The organism is Pedobacter namyangjuensis (genome assembly GCF_003313325.1).
Classification (GTDB): Bacteria; Bacteroidota; Bacteroidia; order Sphingobacteriales; family Sphingobacteriaceae; genus Pedobacter; species Pedobacter namyangjuensis.
Map to the genome: position 1 here is coordinate 286,199 of NZ_QMHQ01000002.1, position 25,661 is coordinate 311,859.

The 25,661-nt window shown below is 34.8% G+C and carries 21 protein-coding genes and 1 tRNA gene; 8 read left to right on the forward strand and 14 right to left on the reverse strand.

Annotation, left to right across the window (positions count from 1 at the left end; translation table 11 throughout):
* Complete coding sequence (locus tag DUT69_RS08445; protein WP_113652797.1) at positions 1-411, reverse strand: organic hydroperoxide resistance protein; 411 nt, start codon at positions 409-411, stop codon at positions 1-3.
* 162 nt (positions 412-573) lie between these two features.
* Between DUT69_RS08445 and DUT69_RS08450 the strand changes: the two genes are divergently transcribed.
* From DUT69_RS08450 to DUT69_RS08460, 3 genes are read left to right on the forward strand one after another with little or no spacing between them, the layout of a single operon-like run.
* Positions 574-2,970, forward strand: coding sequence for a gliding motility-associated C-terminal domain-containing protein (locus DUT69_RS08450; RefSeq protein WP_162796222.1), 2,397 nt, complete (start codon positions 574-576; stop codon positions 2,968-2,970).
* A 26-nt stretch (positions 2,971-2,996) separates the two neighbouring features.
* Complete coding sequence (locus DUT69_RS08455) at positions 2,997-3,983, forward strand: PorP/SprF family type IX secretion system membrane protein (protein ID WP_162796223.1); 987 nt, start codon at positions 2,997-2,999, stop codon at positions 3,981-3,983.
* A gap of 1 nt (position 3,984) precedes the next feature.
* Positions 3,985-4,422: a hypothetical protein gene (locus DUT69_RS08460; RefSeq protein ID WP_113652800.1), complete on the forward strand. Its 438-nt coding sequence runs from the start codon at positions 3,985-3,987 to the stop codon at positions 4,420-4,422.
* On the opposite strand, the gene DUT69_RS08465 is transcribed toward DUT69_RS08460, so the two are convergent.
* Complete coding sequence (locus DUT69_RS08465; RefSeq protein WP_113652801.1) at positions 4,419-6,578, reverse strand: FUSC family protein; 2,160 nt, start codon at positions 6,576-6,578, stop codon at positions 4,419-4,421. The genes DUT69_RS08460 and DUT69_RS08465 overlap by 4 nt on opposite strands.
* A gap of 795 nt (positions 6,579-7,373) precedes the next feature.
* On the opposite strand from DUT69_RS08465, the gene DUT69_RS08470 reads away from it, so the two are divergent.
* A complete protein-coding gene (locus DUT69_RS08470; protein WP_113652802.1) occupies positions 7,374-8,726 on the forward strand; it encodes a PhoH family protein in 1,353 nt (450 codons plus the stop codon).
* On the opposite strand, the gene DUT69_RS08475 is transcribed toward DUT69_RS08470, so the two are convergent.
* From DUT69_RS08475 to gyrA, 4 genes are all read right to left on the reverse strand, one after another.
* Positions 8,723-9,943 (reverse strand): TCR/Tet family MFS transporter, encoded by a 1,221-nt coding sequence (locus DUT69_RS08475; RefSeq protein ID WP_113652803.1) that lies wholly within the window; start codon positions 9,941-9,943, stop codon positions 8,723-8,725. The two genes, DUT69_RS08470 and DUT69_RS08475, sit on opposite strands and share 4 nt — an antisense overlap.
* Before the next feature lie 160 nt (positions 9,944-10,103).
* Positions 10,104-11,237, reverse strand: a complete 1,134-nt coding sequence (locus DUT69_RS08480) for a tetratricopeptide repeat protein (protein ID WP_113652804.1) — start codon at positions 11,235-11,237, stop codon at positions 10,104-10,106.
* 85 nt (positions 11,238-11,322) lie between these two features.
* Entirely contained in the window at positions 11,323-12,411 is a 1,089-nt protein-coding gene (locus tag DUT69_RS08485) for a tetratricopeptide repeat protein (protein WP_113652805.1), read from the reverse strand.
* Between the two features lie 28 nt (positions 12,412-12,439).
* Positions 12,440-15,010, reverse strand: a complete 2,571-nt coding sequence (gyrA, locus tag DUT69_RS08490) for a DNA gyrase subunit A (RefSeq protein WP_113652806.1) — start codon at positions 15,008-15,010, stop codon at positions 12,440-12,442.
* A 254-nt stretch (positions 15,011-15,264) separates the two neighbouring features.
* On the opposite strand from gyrA, the gene DUT69_RS08495 reads away from it, so the two are divergent.
* Positions 15,265-15,966, forward strand: a complete 702-nt coding sequence (locus DUT69_RS08495) for an AIM24 family protein (RefSeq protein ID WP_113652807.1) — start codon at positions 15,265-15,267, stop codon at positions 15,964-15,966.
* A gap of 47 nt (positions 15,967-16,013) precedes the next feature.
* Here the strand turns inward: DUT69_RS08495 and DUT69_RS08500 are convergent, their stop codons facing one another.
* On the reverse strand, positions 16,014-16,418 hold the full coding sequence (locus DUT69_RS08500; RefSeq protein ID WP_113652808.1) for a hypothetical protein: 405 nt from the start codon (positions 16,416-16,418) through the stop codon (positions 16,014-16,016).
* 20 nt (positions 16,419-16,438) lie between these two features.
* On the opposite strand from DUT69_RS08500, the gene DUT69_RS08505 reads away from it, so the two are divergent.
* Positions 16,439-17,044, forward strand: a complete 606-nt coding sequence (locus DUT69_RS08505) for a hypothetical protein (RefSeq protein ID WP_240186683.1) — start codon at positions 16,439-16,441, stop codon at positions 17,042-17,044.
* A gap of 135 nt (positions 17,045-17,179) precedes the next feature.
* Positions 17,180-17,252 (forward strand) — tRNA-Lys (locus DUT69_RS08510).
* A gap of 156 nt (positions 17,253-17,408) precedes the next feature.
* Here DUT69_RS08510 and DUT69_RS08515 read toward each other — a convergent pair.
* Positions 17,409-19,352: a PAS domain-containing sensor histidine kinase gene (locus DUT69_RS08515; protein WP_162796224.1), complete on the reverse strand. Its 1,944-nt coding sequence runs from the start codon at positions 19,350-19,352 to the stop codon at positions 17,409-17,411.
* Positions 19,353-19,699: 347 nt separating this feature from the next.
* On the opposite strand from DUT69_RS08515, the gene DUT69_RS08520 reads away from it, so the two are divergent.
* Positions 19,700-20,761 (forward strand): NAD(P)-dependent alcohol dehydrogenase, encoded by a 1,062-nt coding sequence (locus DUT69_RS08520; RefSeq protein ID WP_113652811.1) that lies wholly within the window; start codon positions 19,700-19,702, stop codon positions 20,759-20,761.
* 39 nt (positions 20,762-20,800) lie between these two features.
* Here DUT69_RS08520 and DUT69_RS08525 read toward each other — a convergent pair whose 3' ends face one another.
* The 6 genes from DUT69_RS08525 to DUT69_RS08550 form a co-directional block, all read right to left on the reverse strand.
* Positions 20,801-21,730 carry a M23 family metallopeptidase gene (locus DUT69_RS08525; protein ID WP_113652812.1) on the reverse strand — a complete coding sequence of 310 codons (930 nt, stop codon included), beginning with the start codon at positions 21,728-21,730 and terminating at the stop codon, positions 20,801-20,803.
* Positions 21,731-21,849: 119 nt separating this feature from the next.
* Positions 21,850-22,713 (reverse strand): OmpA/MotB family protein, encoded by an 864-nt coding sequence (locus DUT69_RS08530; protein ID WP_113652813.1) that lies wholly within the window; start codon positions 22,711-22,713, stop codon positions 21,850-21,852.
* A gap of 70 nt (positions 22,714-22,783) precedes the next feature.
* Positions 22,784-24,358: a Na+/H+ antiporter gene (locus DUT69_RS08535; protein WP_240186684.1), complete on the reverse strand. Its 1,575-nt coding sequence runs from the start codon at positions 24,356-24,358 to the stop codon at positions 22,784-22,786.
* A gap of 51 nt (positions 24,359-24,409) precedes the next feature.
* Complete coding sequence (locus DUT69_RS08540; protein ID WP_113652815.1) at positions 24,410-24,721, reverse strand: hypothetical protein; 312 nt, start codon at positions 24,719-24,721, stop codon at positions 24,410-24,412.
* Between the two features lie 114 nt (positions 24,722-24,835).
* On the reverse strand, positions 24,836-25,015 hold the full coding sequence (locus DUT69_RS08545; protein ID WP_113652816.1) for a histone H1: 180 nt from the start codon (positions 25,013-25,015) through the stop codon (positions 24,836-24,838).
* Positions 25,016-25,193: 178 nt separating this feature from the next.
* Complete coding sequence (locus DUT69_RS08550) at positions 25,194-25,589, reverse strand: cupin domain-containing protein (RefSeq protein WP_162796225.1); 396 nt, start codon at positions 25,587-25,589, stop codon at positions 25,194-25,196.
* Between the last annotated feature and the right edge of the window lie 72 nt (positions 25,590-25,661).

Below are 25,661 nucleotides of genomic sequence, written 5' to 3' on the forward strand. Positions count from 1 at the left end.
TTAAACTGCAGAAACTCTAACTTCAATATTCCCTTTTACTGCTTTAGAATACGGACAGGTTTTATGGGCCATTTCGGCAATACGTTGTGTTTCGTCGTGCCCCAATCCTGGAATATGAATATCTAATTCTGCAGACAAAGCAAACGCTTTACCATCTTCATTAAATGATACTTGTACATTCACTGTAGCCTCACTGGCGTCAATCCCTTCGTGATCTGCAACACTTCCCAACGCTCCCAAATAACAAGCTCCCCAAGCTGCTGCAAATAATTGTTCAGGATTTGAAGCGCCGCCTTGGCCGCCCATTTCTTTAGGTCGTCTTAATTCAATATCTAAAATACCGTCGCTTGATTTTACATGACCATCTCGTCCGCCAGTGGCAATTACACTAGCTGTATATAATTTTTCCATTTTCTATTCCTATTAGTTTTACCATTTAACAAACCAATAGTTAAAATGTTTAATTGAGACATTATATCGAATGTTTTATTCTGAAATAATTTTGATAATTAAGAAAATTATTTTTAGAATTACCTATTCAATCTCCCAATTGAAATGCCTAAATTGTTTTGTTTGTTCCTTATTTCAATATTTATTGGAGTAGGTTTCTCGGTAGCCCAAACTTGCCCGGATAATATCGGGTTTGAGAAAGGTGATTTTAGTAAATGGCAGTCATTTGCTGGCTCCGTAACTTTAGATGCGGCTGGAGCTAATCTTGTAACTGTTGGCAAAATAACTCCTATTAATGGCCGACATACAATTATTAGCAAGAAAACAGAAAAGGATTATTACGGCGGTTTTTCGACAATTTCTCCCAATGGAAGTAATTATGCGGTTAAGTTAGGTGATGACGGAACGGGTAAGCAGGCAGAACGACTGACGTATACCATCGAAGTTCCGGCAAATGCCGAAAATTTTGGAATAACTTACCAGTATGCGGTTGTATTCGAAAATCCGCCAGGACATAGCCATAGCCAACAAGCCAGGTTTACTGCAAACGTTTTAGACCTATCCACCAATAATTATATAAAATGTGCTTCGTTCGAGTATGTTGCTACATCTAATCTCCCTGGCTTTAAGCAATCTCCTGTAAAAGAAGGAGTATTGTATAAAGATTGGACTTCTGTTTTTATTAATTTAAGCGACTACAAGGGGAAAACGATTGTACTCGAATTTACAACCGCAGATTGTGCACTAAGTGGCCATTTTGGTTATGCTTATGTAGATGTAATTGAAAATTGTCATGACATTATTCAGGGAAATTCGTACTGCGATTCATCCAATGAAATTAATTTAACCGGTCCTGCAGGTTACGAAAAGTACCTTTGGTATAACGAAGATAGATCTGTTAAATACGGAGAAGGGGAGAAACTGGTTGTTAAACCAGCCTTGCAACCAGGCAAAAAGGTTTTGTTAGACCTAATTCCGTACGAAGGTTTTGGTTGTAAAAACACTGTTTTTACTGTCATAAAGAACGAAAATTTCGATTTCCAGTTGCTAGCTAAAACAACTATTTGCGAAGGTTCATCGATTGATTTAACTACAGATAAAATTCTACTAAATAAATCTATCTCAACTACATATCAATTCTACGCAAACGAACTTTTAACTACGCTTGTTCCCGAACCAAATAAAATCGACAAGCCAGGTAGGTACTTTATAAAAGCAATTGGAGCTAACGGCTGTAGCCAAGTAAAATTTATAGATATAATTTTAAATGAAAGTTTAAAAGCTGAGGTGCTTGCAAGTATTAATAGTTGCGATAATAGCCCTATAGATTTAACATCGCACCTTGTGCAAAAAAATGTGCCTAGTGGAGTGAAGGTTAGGTATTTTGAAAACATAGAACTAACGAAAGCAGTTACAGATCCAAAATCAATTAATAAAAACGGAACTTATTATATACAATTTGAAAATGAAACCTGTACGCTCATTAAAACAGTAATGGTACAAATTTTTGATAAACCGGTTCTGAAAATAACTAATCCTGCTTTAGCCTGCAATACACAAACTATAGACATTACCGATAAAAAATACAAGGTTGGTAGTGATGAAGATTTAACCTTTTCTTATTTCAAGGACGATAGTTTTAAGATAATATTAGATAACCCGAGCTCGGTAGACCAGACTGGATACTATTACATCATTGCGAAGAATAAAAATGGTTGTATTGTTTCTAATAAAATCTATGTTGAATTTGTTTCGTTTCCTGTTTTAGTTGTCAAAAATCCTGTGGCAGTTTGCGCACCAAATAAAGTTGATTTAACTAATAAAGGGTTATACGAAGGCTCAACAGAAGCATTAAATTTCTCATTTGTTGATAAATTAACGGGTCTAAAAGTTCAAAATCCCAACGCAATAGTCAGTAGCGGAACTTTTATTATAACCGCCACAAACATCGCTGGCTGTAGCGTATCAAAAGAGATTACTACAACCGTAAATCAGAAACCAAGCATTGTTATAAACCAGCCAAGTAAGGCATTTATTGGTCAAACTATTGATTTAACCTCGCCTTTGGTAACAAAAGGAAGCACTCACTTTACTAAAGTTGGTTATTGGTTTGATGATAAAATGCGAAACAAACTTGATAATCCTGATAAGATTACAAAGTCTGGTAAATATTATATTTCATTAAGTAACCTTAGCGGTTGCGATGTAGTAGGAGAGGTTGAGGTAGAATTAGTTTCTGAACCGAAAATTATAGTTCCTACAGCGTTTACACCATTAAAATCAACGAATAATAAACTTTTTCCTTTTATAGATGGCATTCAAAAACTAGTTAGTTTCAGAGTTTATAATAAATGGGGAAATTTGGTTTACGAAACAAGTAGTGCCAAGGACAGTGACGGGTGGGATGGAACCTATAAAAATAATTTGCAACCTTTTGAAACCTACAGTTGGTTTGCCGAAGGTATTAGCAGAATTGGTAAGACCTTTACGAATAAAGGCAAAACAGTTTTGATTCCTTAAAATGTGCGCCAATAAAACCTGCTAACGTGAAAAAACTATTAATTTTTGTTTGTTTGCTCATTTGTAAAAATTCTTTTGGGCAAGATCCAAAGTTCTCTCAATATTTTGCTTCGCCGTTAACGCTCAATCCAGCCTTAACAGGATATTTTGAAGGCAAATATCGTGCAGCCGTTAATGTTAGGCAACAATGGGCCAATGTGGGTGACTCTTATAATACCTATAGTGCTTCCGCCGAAATCAAACTACAAGATGAATACTATTACGATGACATTTTTAGTATTGGCCTAAGCGGACTTTTCGACGAATCTTTTAATAAAGTTTTAAAGTCTAATCATTTTGGGATTAGTATGTCGTACTATAAATATCTCGATCCAGATCATACATTTAAAATAGCTCTAGCACCTCAAATATCTTACGTTACAAAAGCTTTGGATTATGATGCTTTAACAGTTGCATCTCAGTTTGAAAATGGTTCCTTTAATATGGCTTTACCTAATTATTTAGATTTAAGGAGTGATAGATTATCATATCTGGATTTTAATGTTGGTGCAAATTTGGCATTATCTACCGATAAAGTTTCGGCCTCTGCAGGCTACGCTGCGTTCCATTTAACTAGGCCAGAACAATCTGTTTTAGGAGATGTAAGAGTAAAACAACCACTACGGCACACTATTAATCTGAGTTTCAGGTATCTTTCTAACGACTTGATAGAGGTTAATTTTGGTGCCCATTACATGAAACAAGGGAAAAGTACAGATAATATTTTTGGTAGCGTTATAGGTTTCAAACCGTCTTATGATAGCGGCGTAAAATTAAATGCAGGCCTATGGTATAAATCTAACGAGAAAATGTTCTTTCCGTACGTGGGCTTCGACTTAGCAAATATTTCAATGGGACTTAATTATTCTGTAATAGCAAATAAAATAGCGCATTACCAACCCAGAACTTTCGAACTTTCGTTAATACTTAGAGATAAAGACTTTATCAAATTTAAAAACACCTGTAAATTTTAATATGAAAAAATATATACCTTATCTATTGTTTTGCCTTTGTGTATTTTCTATAGCATTTATTAAAAATGAACGCATAAATATAGATTATCAATATCAACGAAATGGCGGAACCTATAATGCATACACGGTTTTTTTAGTTAATGACGGCAAAAAATCATCTTATGAATTTGAACTTGTTAGCAATACAGCATTGGAGAAGATCAGTTCGATAATGATAAGACAACAAGAAAAAGCCTATAAAATTAATTACGAACTAGTTAACAGACCTTTTTTAAGTGATGATAAAAATCTAAAAAGTATTACTGTGAAACTTAACTTAGATAAAGTTTTAGCTAATGCAACAAAATGCGATGGCTTTATTGTTTTCAACTTAAACAATGGAGATAAAATTGAATTGCCAATTTTGCCTTGTAAAATAAAAGAGGCGAGTAAAAGTTAGATTTTAAGTTTTTCAGCTAATTTGAAAATATCATAAGCTACTTTCTGTATCGAAGTAAATTGCTCAGAGATAATAGCACTCGGACTATCTTCTTTAACATCTGGTTGTGCTTTTCTTCTTATTAACGGAACATTTCTAATTTCTTCTTTATGTAAGGTTATATTTTCTGCAGCCTCATTAAGTAGATAAATGGTGTTTTCTGAAACAGGTTTTAACTCTTCAAAATTTTCAAATAGAAAATCATGTTCCTTATTGTATAGCGATAAGGTTGCAATATAAGATGAAAGTAAATGATTTAGTACAGTGAATTGATGTAATTCCTTTATGTACAACTGTTTGCTTTTCGGCTCAGAGAACATTCTTTGAAATAACGATGCCAGGTTAGATGTACTTACATAAACTTCTTTTCTGGCTACTTTGTAGTTTGTAGAATTATGATCGTTTTTATTAAAATAAAGTAAAGTTACCTGATTAAAGTAGTTGCGATTTGCGTTGATAATATCAGTCATTGCCTGCTTTAATTTTTCATGTTCCCAGTTAGGAAACAACGAATAGCTTGCAAGCAGAGCGATGCCAGAGCCAATCAGCGTGTCATAAATCCGCTCTCTGGCAATAGATAAACTTCCCATCCCTAAAAAGTCGAACAAAACAAGTATGTAAGGCGTCATAAAAAGTACACTTACCACGTAATTTTTCCGCTGAAAGCTATAGCTGCCGATCATACATACGAGCAAAATAACAAAGAGCGTATTTTTATCATGGATGTAAACCAAAATACCCATTCCTATAAATGCACCAACTACGGTACCAATTATACGCTCAAAATTACGCTGTTTCGTTAAGCTAAATCCAGGTTTAGAGATTACCAAAATCGTTAACAAAATCCAGTAACTGTGATCAAAATCTAATATTTTAGCTACGGCAAAGCCGATTAACATAACAATAGCCACACGTAAAGAATGCCTAAATGTAGAGGAACTGAAGGTTAAATTTTCAAAAAATAGTTTAAAATCAAAATTTTGCTTAGTTACAAACCTATCTACATCAATTTCTCTATTCTTAAGATTCTTCTTTTCGCTTTTATTAAAATAGCCCGTAATAGTTTTAACACGCCCTAAAATATTCTCAATGTTAACCTCTATATTTTTGAGTGCTATTAAACCTAGCGTATTATACTGCTGGTTTTTATTTTTCTCGAGTACAGAAATTCTATGTTTTAGTTTCTCTACACCACGCAATAAATCCTTCTCAATATGCGGTGTGCCACCACTTTTTAAAGCAAAAGCAACATTTTCCAATGAGCTAGCAATCTGATTGATCAATCGTTCGTACCTTCTCAAAATACCGCTTGAATCAAACTGCAAATGCAATTCTTTGTAATTGTAGTAGGTGGACATTACTTGCTCAAACAAATCAACCGTATCTACAAAAACTAATAATAGAAACCTACTTTCTGGCGTACCATCTCTAATTATCTCTCGTGTTTTAAATAACAGTTCCCTAACCTCATCTTGCTTTTCGTGCACATGTACCTGCAGTTGCAACAGTTCAGCATAGTTTTTTTCATAGTCTGTATTTTCCTTATAAAACTTAGCCTTAGCTCTTAAAAATTCGCTAATCTGTTGTATAGATTCACTTAAGGTTTGTTGCAAAAGTCTATAAGGGCGCAAACGATAAACCAAGTAGCTGAGTAGGGTGTACCAAATACTACCAAGAAAAATTAGTAAGGTATAAAATAATACTTCTTTCCAGGGTCTAATATCATCAATACTTAGAACCATAATTAACAAAACTGCCGTACCTATTGATGCAGCTCTAACGCCGTAAACAAAGAACATGGAGAAAAAGAAACTGCAAAAAACCAATAGCACACCGCTTACAAGTATACTCTGATTGGTTAAACCAACAAGAATAGAAACTATCGCCAACAATGCCGTAGTAATTAACATCGCGTTTCTTCGGTGCGTAATTGGTCCGGGAGAATCTACAACACTAATACATAAAGCGCCTAAAGATAAGGTCATGCCGTATTGAAGCATGCCAAATTGCGCCATTATTAGAGAAGGGCAAAGAACACCAATTGTGATACGAATACCATCGGCAAAATAGGTGCTGAGCAAAAAATCTTGTATGTTTCTAATTGGCCGATGGAGCATATACAAAACTACAATTTTACCGAAAGAACGTTTGCCAAAAGACGATTTTAATTTAGCTTTTTAAATATAAATAAGAATTTAAGCAGAAATAACTGACAGATTATTTGATTTCTAAATACAAATTGTTGATAAGCAATTTAATACGACTTTGTTAGCAACATTAGCAAATCGTCAAAATTTTAATTTTTACCGCATAAAATGATGTTAAAAACTTGTTAATAACCGGTTGCTTTTGGTTTAAAACTTGTTTATAAAATAAAATGATTTTTCTTGCAGGATGTTGATTATAGCGCTAAATTAGATCATATCAATAACGAAGTACTTTGACAGTCAGATAGATAATCTAAAACAAAAAACGAGATGGAAACATTAAATTTTTTGAGATTGTAGCGATAAAATTAATTTTATTGAAAAATGAAATTGATGAAATGTTAATATCGAAAGATAAGAACATGGTAATTTAGAAGCTCATAAAATTACGATGTCCGAAAGGATAACGAAATTTGAAAGCAACGGTTTTAAAACCAACTAAATTTTATCAACTATCAGGCATTATAACAATTATGGAAATCTACGGAATGATATAATAGTTATAATTTATACGAGTTTAGCCTTTGAAAAAATAGCTGAGCTAGAATATTGGAAAAGTAAATTCAATTGATGCTTTATTTTTAGCTATGGCTAATGTAAGGTTAAAACGGAGAACCAAATCGAAAGAAGAGGCGCTCCGTTTTTTTTTAGCCCATTTTTATAAATAACTATAAAATTTTGACTGCTAAAAGGTATTTTTAAATTATGGTTGCAAAGCGAAAATTAGCTGATAAATTGTTAAGGAAAATATTTGTACTCGATACTTCTGTTATCTTGTACGACCATAATGCTGTAAATAGCTTTCAAGAACATGATGTTGCCGTACCAGTTTTAGTATTGGAAGAATTGGACAATTTTAAAAGTGGAAATGATACTAGAAATTTCGAGGCTAGAAACTTCATCAGAATTATAGATCAGGCATCAAAAAATAATACTATAAACAAATGGTTTAAACTTAAAAAAAGCAACTTAGGCAAATTTAAAATCGCATTAAATGAGCATCCTAAAAAACAAGATGCCGAAAAAATATTTGGCGAAGGAAAATTTGATAACAGAATTTTAAATACCGCATTGGTGCTAAAGGAGGAAAATAGCGATTGTAAGGTTACCTTAGTTTCTAAAGACATATGCCTACGGTTAAAGGCAAAATCACTTAGTTTAAATGCCGAAGATTATGAAACTGGCAAAATAAAAAACGCCGACGAACTGTATACAGGTAAAAGCGGGATTAATAATTTACCTGAGTCAAAGATAGAAAGCCTAATCGCAGATGGAATATTAAGTACTAAGGATATCGATTTGCCCTACACGTTGTCAAACCATTTTTATTCGATAAAGAATAAAAAGAAATTACTAAACGCTTTTTACAGTAAGATAGATCAAACATTGAGGTTAATTAAGCACTCAGATATTTTCAATATTGAACCTAGAAATGCCGAACAGTCGTTCGCTATAGATGCATTATTAAACCCCGATATTAAGTTAGTTAGCATACAGGGAAATGCCGGAACCGGTAAAACATTATTAGCACTGGCCAGCGCTCTTGCCCAACGTAAAGACTACCGCCAAATTTATATTACAAGACCAATTGTGCCGCTTAGTAACAAGGATATTGGCTTTTTGCCTGGTGATGTTAAGGCCAAAGTAGATCCGTATATGGCGCCTATTTGGGATAACTTGAAGTTTATAAAAGAGCAGTTTGCTGACGACGAGAAAATGCAGTTAAAAATAGACGAACTTGTTAGAACTGAAAAAATTCAAATTGCGCCTCTAGCTTTTATTAGGGGAAGAACAATTACAAAGATATTTTTCATTATTGACGAAGCTCAAAACCTTACTCCGCACGAAGTTAAAACCATTATATCAAGAGCGGGAGAACATACAAAAATTGTGTTTACGGGCGACATCTACCAAATAGATACTCCTTACTTGGATTCAGAAAGCAATGGTCTTTCTTATTTGATCGAAAATGCTAAAAAACATCCACTGTACGCCCACATAACATTACAAAAAGGGGAGAGGAGTGAGCTAGCAAATTTGGCTACCGAATTACTTTAATGATGTTTTCTGAGGGTGAAAATTGTAATTATTAATGCTCCCAAAGTTAAAATTACACTAAAAATAAACGGTGCGCCCGGAAAATAGATCGCATTGTTTGATTTATCTATAAAATGAGCGAAAATGAAAGCCATAGAAATTGGGCCTAATATAGCCCCGGCACTTTGCATGGCCGTTACAATGCCTTGAATTTCGCCTTGCGCATTATCTGGTACTTGATTTGAAATTATAGTTTGCATAGCTGGATTTCCGATTCCCGCTAGGCAGTATGGTAAAATAAAAACCATCATCATTAATCCGTTTGGCGCAAAAGCAAAACAAGCAAAGCCAACAATATACAAACTCAAACCTAATATAATTGCCTTTTTACTGCCAATTTTCGGGATTACAATTCTAATTAATCCGCCTTGCACAATTGCCACTGCAACACCAACAATCGCAAGTGAATAACCAATCATTGATGAATTCCAATTGAATTTTTCCATTACATAATAACCCCAATTTGATTGTACAGAATGACTAGCTGTGTAAAGGAGAAATAACGAAAAAACCAACCCAATTATGGCTGGGTATTTTGAGGCACTAACAATCGAACCGATTGGGTTAGCTCGTTTCCAAGAAAAATCTCTACGTTTATTTTCGGCAAGGGATTCTGGAAGTATAAAATATCCATACAAGAAATTTATTAGCGATAAACCTGCAGCTAACATAAACGGAACTCTTAATCCCATATTACTAAATAGTCCGCCTAGCAACGGGCCAACAACAAATCCAATACCAAATGCAACGCCAATCATTCCGAAATTCTGCGCCTTTTTTTCTGGTGTGCTAATATCTGCTATATACGCCATTGCCGTAGTAAAGCTTGCGCCAGTAATACCAGCAATTACACGACCGATGAACAACCAAGCTAATGTTGGAGCAAACGAAAGAAATATGTAGTCAATTCCTAAACCTAATAACGAGATCAGTAAAATTGGCCTACGACCAAATTTATCACTCAAACCACCAACAATTGGCGAAAATAAATATTGAGCTATGGAATAAGCAACTAAGAGTAAACTTCCATATTCAGAAGCTTCACCAACTGATTTGCCGGAGATTTCTTTGATTAAATCTGGTAAAACCGGAATCACAATTCCAAATCCTATACAATCTATTAGAATTGTGATAAAGATAAAACCTAAGGTTGATTTTTTAGCTTCCAGATTTTTCATACTATCAAAAGTAGCAGTAAATCTTATATAATTACTAGAATCTGTACGATATTGTTTTGGCCAAAAAAGACTTAGAAACGAACTTATTTATTGTCTTATAATTAACATTATGTTAAGTTATCCAAATAGAAGTATAATCTTCCCTATGGCTTTAGTACATTTAAAACTCGTTAAGCTTACGTTTTAGATCTTGAACTTTCTCCAACTGATTTTTACGAGTGTAAATTTCAGTTAATAATTGGATAGTATTTCTATCGTTAATATTTATCTCATGCGCTCTAAGCAAAGTAAACTCCGCACGATTGGTAAAGGAATTAAATTTCTGAATTTCTTTTTTCTTTAAAGCGTCGTTAGCATTATTGATATAAACTAAGCCTAATTGGTATAAAGCGTCAAAATAATTCTGATCAATATTTAATGCCTTATTGTAGGCTAATTCTGCTGTAGTATTATTTTTCTGTTGCGACTGTTTTAAATATCCAGCTAAGAAATAAAGTAATTTACTGCGTTTATCAACTGCTATAGAACTTTCAATCGCAGTTAAGGCCAGATCATATTTTTCGCTATCCAGCAATAAATTTATATAATCATTTGTCAAAAACGGATGGTATGGATTAATTTGTAGACCATCTTGCAAAGTTTTAATCGCTAGCTCACTTTCGAATTTTGATGCGTATATATTTGCAATGTTTTGGAAAACCAAAGGGTTTCTGATTCCGTTTTCCTTTGCACGTTTAAAATATTCTAGCGCTTCATCATACGCTTTAATATTTTGTGCGCAAATTCCAACGTTTACAGCTAATGTTGTATCATTTGGAAAGTAATCGCTCACTTGTTTTAGCAGCTCAAACGCAGTCGAAAAATCATTGTTGTTATAAGCTAAATTACCCTCTGTTTGCTTTTTAATATTGATGTTATAGGTTGACGCTTTGATAAGCTCAGCATTTGCCTGGTATTTATCGAGTTTAATGGCTTTATCTAACGCAGTTTTTGCCAAGTCAAAATATTTGTCGGCATTACTCTGATTATCGTCGATAACAGCTATATAAGAGCTCAGATAGGATTTTACCGCCCAAGTTTCCGGCCAATTTGTAGTTTTTTTATCCTTCTCTGCTAATTCAACCGCTTTTATCCCCTCTCCTATAATAGCTAACTGTTTTTTTGAATCTTCTTTGTTAGTAATGCTTGCCTGCAATTTACCTACGCTATTTTGAGCAGCAACAACTTGCGTTTTTTGTGCAAATGAATTGATACTTACTAGAAATACAAAACAGTATAATAAACTAAATTTCATTTTTAATGGGATATTTATTGCCAAAATAACAAAAAAAAGAGGGATAAATTAAATTCATCCCTCTTAAAATATTTAGTAATTTAAATTAGTTAGCTGCTGGAAGTGCATCCAATTGCTTTTTTATAGCTTCGTAGTTAGCTGTGTCGTTCTTAAATGCATAAATTTGTTTCAATGTTTCTAAGCCTGAAACTAATTTTGGATCAAGTTCAACCGACTTTTTGTAGTGTGGTAACGATTGATCTATGAAAGCTAACATTTTAGCCGAAATTGCATCAAACTCTTTTGTTTGTTTAGCACTTAGCTTACTTCTCTCTGTTTGCAAGGCCAAAGCTTGTTTATAATAAGTGTCACCCATTAAATAATGATAAATTGCTTTTTTATCATCTTTAGCGATAAGCTTTTTCAATGCTTCTTGAGATTTTGCAATGTCACCTCTATTAATGTAAATATCAGTTTCATAACCAACAAAATCAGGATCGTCCGGATATTTTGCTAGTGCATTTTTAACAGCTTCTAAAGCTGCCGTAGTGTCTTTTAAGTTAGTTAACGAAATATTAACAAGTTCGATGTGGTAGTTTTTAGCATCTGGACCGTTAAACTCTGTCATTTTCTTAAAATGTTTAATTGCTTCTGGATAATTTCCATCCATCTTAGCAACTACACCAGCGTTCATGTACATTGCAGTATCCTGCGGATTTAAAGCAATAAGCTGGTTAAATGATGTTAATGCTGTTTTGTAATCTTTTGCATTATAGGCCTTAACACCTCTATTACTTATCGCATTGCGGATATTTACCTTAGCAAGCTCTATGTTTTCCTTTTGAGAACCTTTCGCATCTAAAGTTTTCAGTTTTTCGATTGATTCTTCAGCAATTTTTTCTTTAGCTGACGCATTTGCCGCATCTACAGAATCTGTATAGGCAATTGCAGAAGCAAATAATGCTCTGTAGCCCCAAGCTTCTGGCATAACAGCAGATTTCTCATTGGCAATGGCATTATCTGTATGCTTTAAACCAGCATTTAACGCAGCCATTGATTTGTCGAATGTTTGCTTTCCAGCTGTCAAACCGTAAATATCCCAAGCTTTTTTAGCTTCCGTTACTTCACTTTTTTGAGCATTGGCAAGTGTAGCACTAGTACCTACAATTAATATACTTAAAAGTAATTTTTTCATTTTGTCTTTTATTTTATTCGAAATTATATTAATTCTCTTCTGTTTCAGCTTCCGTATCAGGATTGTTATTTTCGGTAGTATAATCGCCTTCAACTGCTTCCTCTCCTTCTACTAGAGTTGCTTCTTCAATCTCTTCTTCTTCATCCTCGTGTTCTATTTTAGCTACAGAAGCAATTTCATCATTACCTTTTAAAGTAATTAATCTAACGCCTTGTGTTGCTCTTCCCATAACACGTAACTCGCTCACTACAATCCTAATAACTATACCAGACCTATTGATAATCATCAAGTCATCAGCATCTGTTACATTTTTTATAGCAACTAATGCGCCAGTTTTTTCGGTAATATTAATAGTTTTAACACCTTTACCACCTCTATTTGTAACGCGATAATCTTCGATATCGGTACGTTTTCCGTAACCTTTTTCAGAAACTACTAATACTGTTGCTTCCGGATCATCAATTGCAATCATACCTACAACTTCATCTTTGTCGTGTGCCAACGTAACACCACGTACACCAGTTGCAGTTCTACCCATTGGTCTAACGGTTTTTTCGTTAAAACGAATTGCCCTTCCAGAGCGTAGTGCCATTACAATTTCGCTACTTCCTGTAGTTAAACTTGCCTCTAGTAATTGATCTCCTTCATTAATGTTAATTGCATTAATACCATTAACACGTGGACGAGAATAAGCCTCTAAAGAAGTTTTCTTGATGGTACCCTTTTTAGTACACATAATAATAAAGTTGTTCTCTAAATACTCCTGGTCTTTTAGATTTTTTACTTTAATATAAGCTTTAACTTTTTCTTCCTTAGGGATATTTATGATGTTTTGTAACGCTCTTCCTTTACTTGTTCTGCTTCCCTCAGGTATTTCGTAAACCCTTAACCAGAAACAACGACCTGCTTCTGTAAAAAACAACATATAATTATGGTTAGTAGCAATTAGTAAATGCTCAATAAAATCTTCATTTCTAGAAACACTACCTTTTGCGCCTTTTCCGCCTCTACCTTGTGTGCGATATTCTGACGCTGGAGTACGTTTAATATAACCTTCATGAGAAATCGTGATTACAACTTCTTCGTCAACGATGAAATCTTCCATGCTCATATCTTCGGCAGAATGAACAATTTCCGTTCTTCTTTCATCGCCATATTTTTCAAGCATTTCAGTCAGTTCTTCTTTGATAATCTTCATTCTTAGCCCTTCATCAGCTAAAATAGATTTCAAATACTCGATAGTTTTCATCAGCTCGGCATATTCCTCTTTGATCTTATCACGCTCTAGACCTGTTAATCTACGAAGCGTCATGTCTAAGATTGCTCTCGCTTGAATATCTGTTAGTCCAAACTTCTCCATTAAACCAGTTCTGGCTTCTTCTGGAGTGCTAGATGCACGAATTAACTTGATTACTTCCTCAATATGATCAAGAGCAATCAACAAACCTTCTAAAATATGCGCACGTTTTTCAGCCTCTGCTAATTCAAATTTCGTTCTACGTGTTATAACCTCATGTCTGTGATCAACAAAGTGGCGTATTAGATCCTTTAGGTTTAACATTTGCGGGCGTCCGTGCACCAACGCAATATTATTAACGCTAAACGAAGTTTGTAAAGCAGTTTGTTTATAAAGGTTATTTAATACAATGCTCGCATTTGCATCGCGTTTAATTTCATAAACTATACGAATACCGTCTTTGTTCGATTCATCTTTTATGTTAGAAATACCTTCAATTTTCTTCTCTCCTATCAATTCGGCTGTACGCTCAATCATTTGAGCTTTATTTACTTGATAAGGTATTTCTGTAACAATAATTGTCTCGCGATCTTTAGTGCTTTCTATTTCTGCTTTGGCACGCATTACAATTCGGCCTCTGCCGGTTTCAAAAGCTTCTTGAACACCGTTATATCCGTAGATGATACCTCCTGTCGGGAAATCTGGTCCCTTGATGTGTTTCATCAACTCAGGAATGGTAATTTCGTTATTTTCTATATAAGCAACCGTGGCATTGATAGCTTCCGTTAAGTTGTGAGGAGCCATATTTGTTGCCATACCTACGGCAATACCCGAAGAACCGTTAATTAAAAGATTTGGTACTTTAGATGGAAGCACGGTTGGTTCCTGTAACGAATCATCAAAGTTCAACTGGAAATCTACAGTATCCTTATTGATATCGGCCAACATTTCCTCAGCAATTTTCTGAAAGCGTGCCTCCGTATAACGCATTGCCGCAGGTGAATCTCCATCCACTGATCCATAGTTTCCCTGTCCGTCGACCATTAAATAACGTAAGCTCCACTCTTGAGCCATACGTACCATCGTCATATAAACAGATGAATCACCATGTGGGTGATACTTACCTAAAACCTCACCCACAATACGGGCAGATTTTTTATAAGGTTTTCCGGCACCTAAACCTAAATCCAACATACCGTATAAAACACGTCTGTGCACTGGTTTTAGGCCATCTCGCACATCAGGCAAAGCCCTACTTACGATAACCGACATCGAATAATCGATGTAAGCAGATTTCATCTGCTCGTCTATATTTATTGAAATTATTTTATCGTTCTCTTGATTTTCTAAATCTTCTGCCATAAATCTTTTTTGTTTTGCGTTAAACGTATCGTGTTAAGCGTTTAAAATGCCAACCAACATGCGCTAATCGCAAATTTTAAATTAGGTTTTTCTATAACCTTGCGAATTTAGCAAAATAACCCTCAATATGCATCTTTATGTTGAAAAGTTTTAACGGCTAAGAACTTCATAAAAAACGCATTGAAAATGTTTATTTGATATGAAAGCTTATGTGTTATATTTATAAAAAAAACCTTTGATTTAAATATTTGAAAATGGAAAAAAGAGAATATACTTTAACAGAATTCATTAACGAATCTGCCGAAAACCCAAGTGAGAATGATTTTTTTGAGCTTGAAAAACCGGCGATGCTAGAAATAAATATGCGAAACCAAAAAATTCTGGCAAAAGCAGGCTCTATGGTTGCATACATTGGCAATATAGATTTTAAAAGAGAAGGAATGCTTAGCAAAGGTTTAGGTGGCCTGCTAAAAAAGGCAATCTCTGGAGAAGGTACTTCGCTTATGTTTGCTTCTGGAAGTGGGAAACTTTACCTCGCCGATGAAGGCAAAAAAGTGAAAATAATAAAATTGCAAAACGAAGCCATTTTTGTAAACGGAAATGATGTTTTGGCCTTGGAAGAAGGAATTAGCAACGATATTAAGATGCTTAAAAGTGTTGCCGGGATGATGTCTGGTGGATTATTTCAGGTTAGATTATCTGGTTCTGGTTACATTGCAATAACTACACACGGCGAGCCAATATTACTAAAGGTTACTCCGAACCAGCCGGTTTTCACTGATCCAAATGCAACTGTAGCATGGTCTGAGCATTTATCGCCTAAAATAAAAACCAACATTACTTTCGGTTCTTTTATCGGCAGAGGAAGTGGCGAATCATTTCAGCTCGAATTTGCTGGGGAAGGATGGGTTTTGGTTCAGCCTTATGAAGAAGTAAAGTACGTACAAAAATCATAGATAATTAAAGAGCCCTCCAAATTTCGGAAGGCTCTTTTTTATGCTAACTACGGAGTTACTGTCTCTATCTGATCTGAAACTGGGTCTGTAGAGCTCCCCTCTTGTTTTTTGTCTCTACCATCCTCGTCGTTTTCTGCATCAGCGTCTTTTTCTGCAGATTCCTTATTGTCGCTTTTATTTTCTGCAGGCAATTGTTGTTCACTACTTCCTTCCTCCTGATCTTCCTCATTGTCGTTAACTACCTGATCATCATCAGTTTCAGTGTTTCCGTCTGCCTGATTGGAATTAGCTACATGATCTTGAGATTCATTATTATTTTCAGTTTTTTCTGACTGCTGTGTAGGAACCACATCTTTTTCGGTTTCGGGCGTTACGGTTTCAATTTCTAATTGAACCTGATCGTTTGGCTGAGGGCTTTTACCTGCTTTATTCTCTTGACTTAAATTTTCCATAGCATAAAATTTATATACTATTGAAATACAAAAAACATCAAAATTGTTTGCGTTTTTGTAAATGCAATGCTACAAAAGCTTATATTGAGCTTATAATTCCTATATTATCCAAACATCGTGATAACTATTTTATTTATACACTAAATTCTATTTCAATGAGACGAATTTCAAAACTTTACTTGGTCATTGTCCTATTGCCATTTCTAGCCAGTTGTGGTAATGGTGAACAAAAAACTAACGCTAGTTTAGTTGATAGCACAGCAACAAAAGAATGTTATATTGCCATTGACGGAAAAGATACGGCGCACCTAGACTTAAGAATTTCAGACAATGGAAATATTAACGGTGATTTAGTAATTAATTATGCAGAAAAAGCTTCGAATACAGGTACAGTAGCAGGTAAGTTTAATAATGACACACTCTTCGTAGATTATACGTTTCACCAATCCACTTCAAAAGACCAGACTTATAAAAATCCATTAGCTTTTCTAAGGAAGGATAACAAACTGGCTTTAGGGGTTGGTGTAATTGAGACTTCAATGGGTAGATCTTATTTTGCGAAGGATAAGCCTATTAATTTTGAACAAATCAAATTTATTTTTGAAACTGCGCCTTGTAAAAATTAATTGATTATCAATTAATTATCTTAAAACGTAGATGTTTTTTTAGATAAAGCTTAATATAGGCTCAATATTTTTTAATAAAAAATTGGGCTAATTAATTTTAATTTCTATATTTGCACCTCCTTAAACAAAAGGAATGATTCCGTAGCTCAGCTGGTAGAGCATTACACTTTTAATGTAGTGGTCCTGGGTTCGAATCCCAGCGGGATCACACCAAAGACTATCAAAACGTATAAAACCCTGCAATCGCACGATTAGCAGGGTTTTTGCTTTAATGGAATTGCCAAAAATTCGCATGGATTCAAAAAACTTTGGTGGGCAACGCAAAACGTTTATGATTTACTCACCGAATGATTGTATTAAATGACTAAATTACGGGTAAAGAGAAGTGAAACGTGGAGCCCTCTCCAAGCCTACTCTCTACCCATATTTTGCCTTGATGTCTGGTAATCACTTCCTTGCTAAGGTAAAGTCCAATCCCGAAACCAGAAACCTGGCCCGACGAATTTACCCTATAAAAACGATCAAATAAATTATCAATGTGTTCTGGAGCAATACCGATTCCACTATCGCTAACAGAAAAATGAATTTGATCTCCGATTTTATCACAACTAATCGTTACTAAGTCTGATCCCGGAGAATATTTCGCTGCGTTGCTAAGTAAGTTTGATATTACACTTGCAATCTTCAACCTGTCTCCGGTTATATGTACGGAATCACAATTTAGCAACTCAAATCGGTGAGAAGAATCTACTAGTTCGGCCTCCGCAATCATTTCATTAACCAGTTTTTCAAAATCAAATGTTACCATTTCTAGTATCAGTTTTCCAGCTTCAAGCCTCGAAAGATCCAAAAATCCGTTAACCATCTCGTTCATACGTTTTAGTTGTCGAACAGCGGAATCTGCAATCCGGCCAGTTTGCAAATCTTCTGATTTTTTCGACATCCGTTGCAACAATTGCAGATATCCATTTAACGAGGTAAGTGGAGTTTTAAGCTCGTGGCTTACGATGCTTATAAAATCATGTTTGCGTTGCTCATCTTTTTTTGCTTCAGTAACATCCATTACAAAACCTGTAAAAACAGGTTGCCCATTTTCATGTAGATTTACTTTTCCAAAAGATTTTAGCCAAATTATTTCATCACTATCAAAACGGCGCTGTTCAAAAGTAACATCGTATAATCCACCCATATCTAACGCCTTATCAATTTCTAACAATAATCTAGTCTTATGCTCTTCAGTAACCTGAGAAATAGCCTGGTCGAACGTCATAGGGGTATCTCCACTGTATCCATACATCCTTGCAAGCGCATCGTTATATTCCAAATTTTTCGTTTCAGGATCGATTCTCCAAGAACCGAGGTTCGCAGCATCAATTGCCATGTCCATCATCTCCTTCGTACGCTGTACTTCAAGCCTTGCAACAACCTGAGCGGTAACGTCGGTTACCATTTGCAGTACACTACTAATCGTACCATCAGGATTTTTAAGAGGCTGGCAAATAAAGTTATAATAACCCTCGGTTAACACTCCTCTGTGCATTACAAAAGCTTTGCTTTCTTTACCAAAATAAGGCTTGCCAGAAACAATTACATTTTTTAGTATGCCAATAAAAGGTTGTCCGTCTAGCTCCGGCATTGCTTTATAAAGTGGCAAACCAATAGCAGATGAATCTTTGCCCCATATTTTCAATATAGATTCATTCGCAATATCTACAAAAAGCTCCTCGGTACGAAACACTGCAATGGCTACCGGTGCCTGCTCTACAAGTCGTTTAAATTGCTGTGCGTTTTCTACAGCTTCTCTTGCACGTAGCAAAACCTGAGACTCAAGTTCCAATTTGTCTGCTACAAGTTGTTCATTTATTGCTTGCTCTTTCTCCAAAACAAGCGCATCAAGTTTTGCTTTATCTAATGTTTGCCTATGCTTCACCCTTTCCGTTACGTCAATTGCAGAGTTCATCACCGCTATAATTTCACCGTTTGAATTTCGTACCGGCTGGTAGCTAAAATCGAAATAATAGGTGTCAAGTTTTCCCTGTAGCTCAAGATCTGCTGGTGTTTCTGTTCCAGTGTAAGTTTTACCTTCTCTAAACGAAGTAGCAAACATCTCTCTAAAAGGCTGTCCTTTCATTTCTGGCAAACCCACTTCTAATGGCTTGCCAATAATCGAGCTGTCTTTACCCCAAACCGCTAACATATAATCGTTGGCATATAGCACCGTAGCATCGTCTCCTGCATGCACCGAAATGGGATTTTTTATCAACTTCATCATTCCGAGCAATTGCTCAGTGTCGAGGAGCATTGGCATATTATTCATGTAAAATAAATTGTTCAAAAAACAACAATAAATTAATGTGTTTGTTTGCTTGTTAAATAGGTATACTTAAATTGATCAATTTATTATTGTTTATACATAAGTGACCAAACTTAGCGCTGTAAAAATTAAATACATTATACGTTTTTTCTAATATCAAAAAGAAAAAAATTAAACATAATTTTTTTTTAAAACCCAAAGGAATTACAAAAAACTAATTTGTTATACTGTTGTTAAAACATATACTTACCAGTTTTGATGTGTTTATTTACCTATTTTTTACGAATATGAAACACGTCATTCTATTACCTTTTATAGATTTGTAATAAATAAAAATAACGATGAGCAATACAACAAATGTTAAGGCGTTTGCAGCAGCGGCTGTAGATGCAGACTTAAAATTAATACAAATAGATAGAAGAGCAGTTACACCAAACGATGTAGAAATTGAAATTTTATACTGTGGTGTTTGTCACTCTGATTTACACACGGCCAGAAACGATTGGGGCGGAACGATTTATCCAGCTGTGCCAGGTCATGAAATTGTAGGTAGAATTACAAATGTAGGTTCTGCAGTTAGCAAGTTTAAAGTAGGCGATTTAGCTGGTGTTGGATGTATTGTAGATTCTTGCAGAACTTGTAGCAGTTGCCAACAAGATTTAGAGCAATATTGCTTAAACGGTTTTGTGGGCACTTACAATGGAAAAGACAAACACCTGAACCAACAGACTTTTGGTGGCTATTCTGAAAAAGTTGTTGTGGATGAAAATTACGTTTTAGCCGTACCAGAAAATTTAGATTTGGCTGCAGTTGCCCCTCTTCTATGTGCGGGAATTACTACTTGGTCGCCATTAAGACATTGGAATGTAACCAAAGGCTCTAAAGTTGCGGTTGTAGGCTTGGGCGGATTAGGACACATGGCTATTAAACTTGCTAAAGGTTTAGGTGCGGAAGTGACTTTGTTTTCTAGAACTCCTGGCAAAACTGACGATGCTAAGGCATTAGGAGTAGATCAAGTAATCATTTCTACTAATAAAGATGAAATGAAATCAGTACGTGGCAAATTTGACCTAATTATTGACACCGTACCTTATGTGCATGATGTAAACCCTTATGTTGAAACACTAAACATTAACGGTACACATGTATTGGTTGGCTATTTGGGTGCGTTGGAGCCTGTTTTACAGACTGTGCCAATGATAATGGGCAGAAAATCTGTTGCTGGTTCTGTAATTGGCGGCATAGCCGAAACACAAGAAATGTTAGATTTCTGTGGTGCTAACAATATCGTTTCTGATATTGAGTTGATAAATATGCAAGATATTAATGAAGCTTACGAGCGAATGCTTAAAAGCGATGTGAAATATCGCTTCGTAATAGATATGGCATCACTAAAAAAATAAAATTTAAAAAGCAGTCTTTTAATCGAGACTGCTTTTTTTCTATTTTATATTTTTTAGCTCTTTTTTTGTAAACTCCTTTTGCACAATATCTTTGCTTTGCGCAACCGTGTAAAAAGCATCAGCTTCTAAAACCACATTCGGTTTTTCTGATGTAAAAAACTGTGGTGTGATAAAACCATAATAGCTTTTTGAAGTTTTATTGTTTTGACTGTTATTTGCTTCTAAATCTTTAGATTTAAGGTAAGAAACCATAAAGGAAATATTATACCTATCGTTTGATCCATATTTGCTATTTTTTGCTAAAACAGTTCCAGGAAATACTGTTTGCCCTAACTTAACTACAAAGCTGCCTTTTTTTAGTCCTCTGTAAGTAGCTAGCGTTCCATCGCTATGCTCAATTATTAAATGATTGGTTTTACTCGTATAAGCAACACCGGCATTATCGCTTTCAAAAGTATCTACAATTTCTACAACCACACCTTTTCTTGCAGCGGTAACATTTTCTTCATCCTTTGTGTAAAACCTATAAACTTTCCAATCTTCTGGTGTGGTACTACCAAAATAAGTTGCGCCTAAAAAGCTCGATTCGCTAACTTTTACCTGTACATCATTTTCATACGGCAACAAATAAACAAATGCATTATCATATTTCGGATTAAATTTACCTCTAATGTAACGGTACGAATAGGAAAGACCAATACCTTGATTTTTATTTGTTGGATTTAGGGTTAAAAAACTTCCACTGTAACCACTTACCGTAAAACTTTGCGTTAAGCTACCGCTGGAGTTATTTATCTCTCTAAAGTTTAATACTAAAGTTTGCGTGCCTGGATCCGTTTTTTCGAAATTAAGGCGAACGCTTTTATCAGAATTAGTTGTTTGACTGACTTTAAGCTTGCTTTCTTGTGCCTGAACGCTTAATGCTAATAGCGAAAATATTGAGAGATTGATTATAGATTTTTTTATCATTTTATGTTAACTATAATGCAAGCTACAAATAAGCTATTAAATAAATGTTAAATATTTATTCCACAAAAAAAGGTGTTTATAGCTTAACCATAAACACCTTTTTTTAATATTTAACAAGCTTACTGTTTGCTGGTTTCTGGAGCTTTTCCAATTAACTCCATAAACTGATCTAGTTTAGGGGTTATAATAATCTGGGTTCTCCTATTTCTAGCTTTGCCTTCTGGCGTGTCATTACTTGCAACCGGATTGTACTCTCCTCGCCCACCTGCTGTTAATCTTTTCGGATCAATACCGTAATTATTTTGCAAAGATAATACCACAGACGATGCTCTTAAAGCACTTAAATCCCAATTGTTTCTAATATTGGTTTGCGTAATTGGTACGTTATCGGTGTTACCTTCAATCAGTACATCGTATCCATTATAGTCTTTTATAATTTTAGCTATTTTACCTAAAGTTGCACCCGCTTTATCTGCAATTTCATAACTTCCAGATTTATAAAGCATATTATCCGCTAACGAAACGTAAACTACTCCTTTAAGAACTTTTACATCTACATCGGTCATCTCTTCCCTACTTAATGATCGGGTTAAATTATTCGTCAATACCATGTTAAGCGAGTCGCTTTTGTTTTTGGCATTCACCAGTTGCTGAATGTATTTGTTCGAAGAATTTATTTCGTCAACCAGTTTAGATATGTTAACGTTTCCCTGCGTACTAGAATTTAAGCACTTCTCTAGCGCAGCTTGTAGGGAGGCGACATTTGCCTTTTCTGAAGCAATTTGTTCTTCTAAACTTTTAACCCTTACCCTGCTTCCGCTCAAATCTTGTTCGCTTCCTTGCAAGCGTTTATTGAGTTCTTCGTTACTTTGTTGCAACTTGGAGTTGTTACTTTGCAGTTCTTGATATTTCTTATTACTTACACAACCTTGCATAACAAATATAGCTACGAAAGCTATTGGTGCTAATATTGAATATTTCATAATATTTAATTTTTTAACTATTACAACAAACAATATACCACAAAGTTAAATTACGCTTTTGCACAGCGTTTTACGTTTTCTTTAAACGAGCTTCTTCCAAATCTAAACTATTTTCCATTTCTTTAATCACTTCATCGTCATAACGCTTCTCTTTACTAAATTTGTAAAGGCCTTGTCGTCTTAGCTGTAAAAGTTCAAGCATTACTTCAACGTATAGCTTTCTTACTGCTCCCAAAGAATCTTTTGTATTGTTTTGTGCGGCATTTTCTGTAGCGCCAATACTTCGTAAAAGTTGCTCCTTAACTCTTTTAATGGTTTCATACTGCTCCATTTCGCTTGCGTAGTTTGCATCTAAATGTGCTACTGAATCTTTTGCTAAGGATAATCTAATTTCTTCTATCTGTTCATGAGTTGGCCTAAATTCATCAACTTCTTTTACCTTAAGTACTTTTAAGAAAATTGGTAAAGTTAAACCCTGAAAAACCAACGTAACTAAAATTACCACGAAGGTGATAAAGAGAATTAAATTGCGATGTGGAAAAGCTTGACCGTTATCTAATGCTAATGGAATGGATAATGCAGATGCTAAGGAAACTACGCCACGCATGCCTGCCCATCCAATAATAAACGGCAGTTTATAACCCGGACTCTTTTCTCTTTCTCTTACTTTTTTAGATAAAATTCGTGGTAAAAATGCGGCAACATAAACTAAAATTATGCGTAAAACGATAATTATTAGGCTAATTAGCAATGCATAAACAATAGCCTCTTTCATAGAATAACCTTCTAAGCCATTTACAATTAACGGAAGCTCTAATCCTATTAAGATAAAAACAAATCCATTCAGTAGAAAGCCAAGCGTTTCCCATACCTCTTTACTCTGTATTCTGGTATGATAGTTAAAAAAGTCTTTCGATCTGAAAGATAGAAATAACCCCCCGCTTACAACTGCCAACACACCCGACCAGTGAAATTGTTCTGCAGTAATATACATTAAATAAGGTGCTATTAAAGTAATTGGCGTTGTAATGCTAGATGATTTTGCCCAGTAGCGTAAAACGAAATAAAGGATGTGAGCTATCGCCAAACCTACCACAGCACCCATTATAGATAATACTATGAAATCGGTAACAGCTTTTTGCATTACAAACTCGCCAGTTAACACCGCTACCAATGCAAATTTAAAAACGGTTAAAGATGCTGCATCATTAACTAAACTCTCTCCTTCTAAAATAGTTGTTCCTCTTTTCGGTACGCTCATACCTTTAAGTACGGAGGATGCTGCAACTGCGTCGGGCGGAGAAATTATTCCACCTAAAAGAAAACCCAGCGCTAAAGTAAAACCAGGAATAATGCTAACAGAAAAATACGCGATAGCTATTGACGTGAAAAATACCAAACCAAAACCCATTACCATTATAGACCTTCTCCATTTCCAAAAGCTGTTCCACGAGGTATACCAAGCTGCTTCCATAAGTAAAGGAGGCAAGAAAATTAGAAAAACCAAATCCGGATCTATATTAATTACGGGAACGCCCGGAAAAAAAGAAATACCCAAACCGCCGATTACCAATAAAATTGGATAGGATATTTTTAATTTTTGGCTTAATAGATAGAGTAAGGTCATGGCGAAAAACAATGCCATGATCAAGAGTAAATTTTCGTGAATCATAGATGGAGGTAATAGAGGGTAGCGTTATTGAATTAAGCTTAAAGAAGAGCCTAGTAGTTGAAGTTTTTCTAATTGATGAGAATTATTTAAACCACTTTGGTCTCTCTCTGATTGAAATTTTAAAAAGGAAGGTGTGTTTAATACTGTATTTTGAACTGTCTCATCTTCGTACATAGAAACATGTAAAAAAGTTAAATTATCTTCTTGCAAATATACATTGTACAAAAAGTTGGCATCTTTAATTTTTTTGAAATCATCTAAAAACGCACTGATGTTTTTTTTATTTTGTTCTACGAACGCTGGTTTTACAGTGTAACTAACTTTTACAGAAATCATGTCAAAATGTATTTAACTAAATATAATAAAAATTGCAGAGAACGTTAAATACTGGCAACAAAAAAAGACCTAGCAATTGCGAGGTCTTTTCTTCGTAATGATTGAGCTCAAAAATTATTTTGCGCTGTTTTTCTTTTCTGTAACTTCAGTACGAATATCTTGAGCTAAACCTTTAAGATCTTGCATTGCTTTACGTACTCTAGTACCAGCAGCAGAGTTGCCACCGTTATAAAATTTTTCAACATCAGCTTCAATTGAAGCAATTACTTCTTTAACTTTTGAGAATTTTTCCATTTTTATTAGTTTTAATTTGATTCAAATATATCATTTAAACCTAATAAACAAGTAAGTTTCAAAGTTTTTTATGGCTCTGATTATATCGCTAAGCCACTTTTTACACAAAAGCCCCTAAATTTCAAGTTGTTAGGCAAAACAACCAATTTGAAAAAAAAATAAAAAAATGTTAAAAAACCTATCTCACAACCGTTAGAAGGCATATTGTGTCTGTTTTAGCAGTTGCGTTAAACGATAATTGTTGATGAATAGTTAACAATTCTTTCTCTCCTATTTGTAGCTCGGTATCTCCGCTAGAAAACGATATTTGTCCCGCTAATATTTGCAAAGTTATAATATCGCAGTTTTCTGCTTTGCCAGGATGGATAACTTCATTAGCCTTTAGTGCAACAATTGTAATGGTTATGTTTTCACTTTTAAAAACCGTGATCGCGTTCTTTCCATTTTTATCATACGCTTCCTCGTTTTTAATTTGCGTAACAAATTTTTCAATGTTGATAGGTATCAAATTTGCATCCAAAGGCCTAGCTCCTTCTGGTCGCTGTGGCGTAGCATTATTGTGTTTCTCTTCCATCGTTTTGCATTTGTTTAAAAACACCTCAATTAGAAACTTGTTTAAGCAAAAATGTGAATAAATATCACTCAG

Excerpts from the sequence above, each read along its gene's own strand:
- DUT69_RS08445 (WP_113652797.1), bottom strand. The coding sequence starts at position 411 with ATGGAAAAATTATATACAGCTAGTGTAATTGCCACTGGCGGACGAGAT.
- DUT69_RS08460 (WP_113652800.1), top strand. The coding sequence starts at position 3,985 with ATGAAAAAATATATACCTTATCTATTGTTTTGCCTTTGTGTATTTTCT.
- DUT69_RS08465 (WP_113652801.1), bottom strand. The coding sequence starts at position 6,578 with ATGCTCCATCGGCCAATTAGAAACATACAAGATTTTTTGCTCAGCACC.
- DUT69_RS08470 (WP_113652802.1), top strand. The coding sequence starts at position 7,374 with ATGGTTGCAAAGCGAAAATTAGCTGATAAATTGTTAAGGAAAATATTT.
- DUT69_RS08475 (WP_113652803.1), bottom strand. The coding sequence starts at position 9,943 with ATGAAAAATCTGGAAGCTAAAAAATCAACCTTAGGTTTTATCTTTATC.
- DUT69_RS08480 (WP_113652804.1), bottom strand. The coding sequence starts at position 11,237 with ATGAAATTTAGTTTATTATACTGTTTTGTATTTCTAGTAAGTATCAAT.
- DUT69_RS08485 (WP_113652805.1), bottom strand. The coding sequence starts at position 12,411 with ATGAAAAAATTACTTTTAAGTATATTAATTGTAGGTACTAGTGCTACA.
- gyrA (WP_113652806.1), bottom strand. The coding sequence starts at position 15,010 with ATGGCAGAAGATTTAGAAAATCAAGAGAACGATAAAATAATTTCAATA.
- DUT69_RS08495 (WP_113652807.1), top strand. The coding sequence starts at position 15,265 with ATGGAAAAAAGAGAATATACTTTAACAGAATTCATTAACGAATCTGCC.
- DUT69_RS08500 (WP_113652808.1), bottom strand. The coding sequence starts at position 16,418 with ATGGAAAATTTAAGTCAAGAGAATAAAGCAGGTAAAAGCCCTCAGCCA.
- DUT69_RS08515 (WP_162796224.1), bottom strand. The coding sequence starts at position 19,352 with ATGCCAATGCTCCTCGACACTGAGCAATTGCTCGGAATGATGAAGTTG.
- DUT69_RS08520 (WP_113652811.1), top strand. The coding sequence starts at position 19,700 with ATGAGCAATACAACAAATGTTAAGGCGTTTGCAGCAGCGGCTGTAGAT.
- DUT69_RS08525 (WP_113652812.1), bottom strand. The coding sequence starts at position 21,730 with ATGATAAAAAAATCTATAATCAATCTCTCAATATTTTCGCTATTAGCA.
- DUT69_RS08530 (WP_113652813.1), bottom strand. The coding sequence starts at position 22,713 with ATGAAATATTCAATATTAGCACCAATAGCTTTCGTAGCTATATTTGTT.
- DUT69_RS08535 (WP_240186684.1), bottom strand. The coding sequence starts at position 24,358 with ATGGCATTGTTTTTCGCCATGACCTTACTCTATCTATTAAGCCAAAAA.
- DUT69_RS08540 (WP_113652815.1), bottom strand. The coding sequence starts at position 24,721 with ATGATTTCTGTAAAAGTTAGTTACACTGTAAAACCAGCGTTCGTAGAA.
- DUT69_RS08545 (WP_113652816.1), bottom strand. The coding sequence starts at position 25,015 with ATGGAAAAATTCTCAAAAGTTAAAGAAGTAATTGCTTCAATTGAAGCT.
- DUT69_RS08550 (WP_162796225.1), bottom strand. The coding sequence starts at position 25,589 with ATGGAAGAGAAACACAATAATGCTACGCCACAGCGACCAGAAGGAGCT.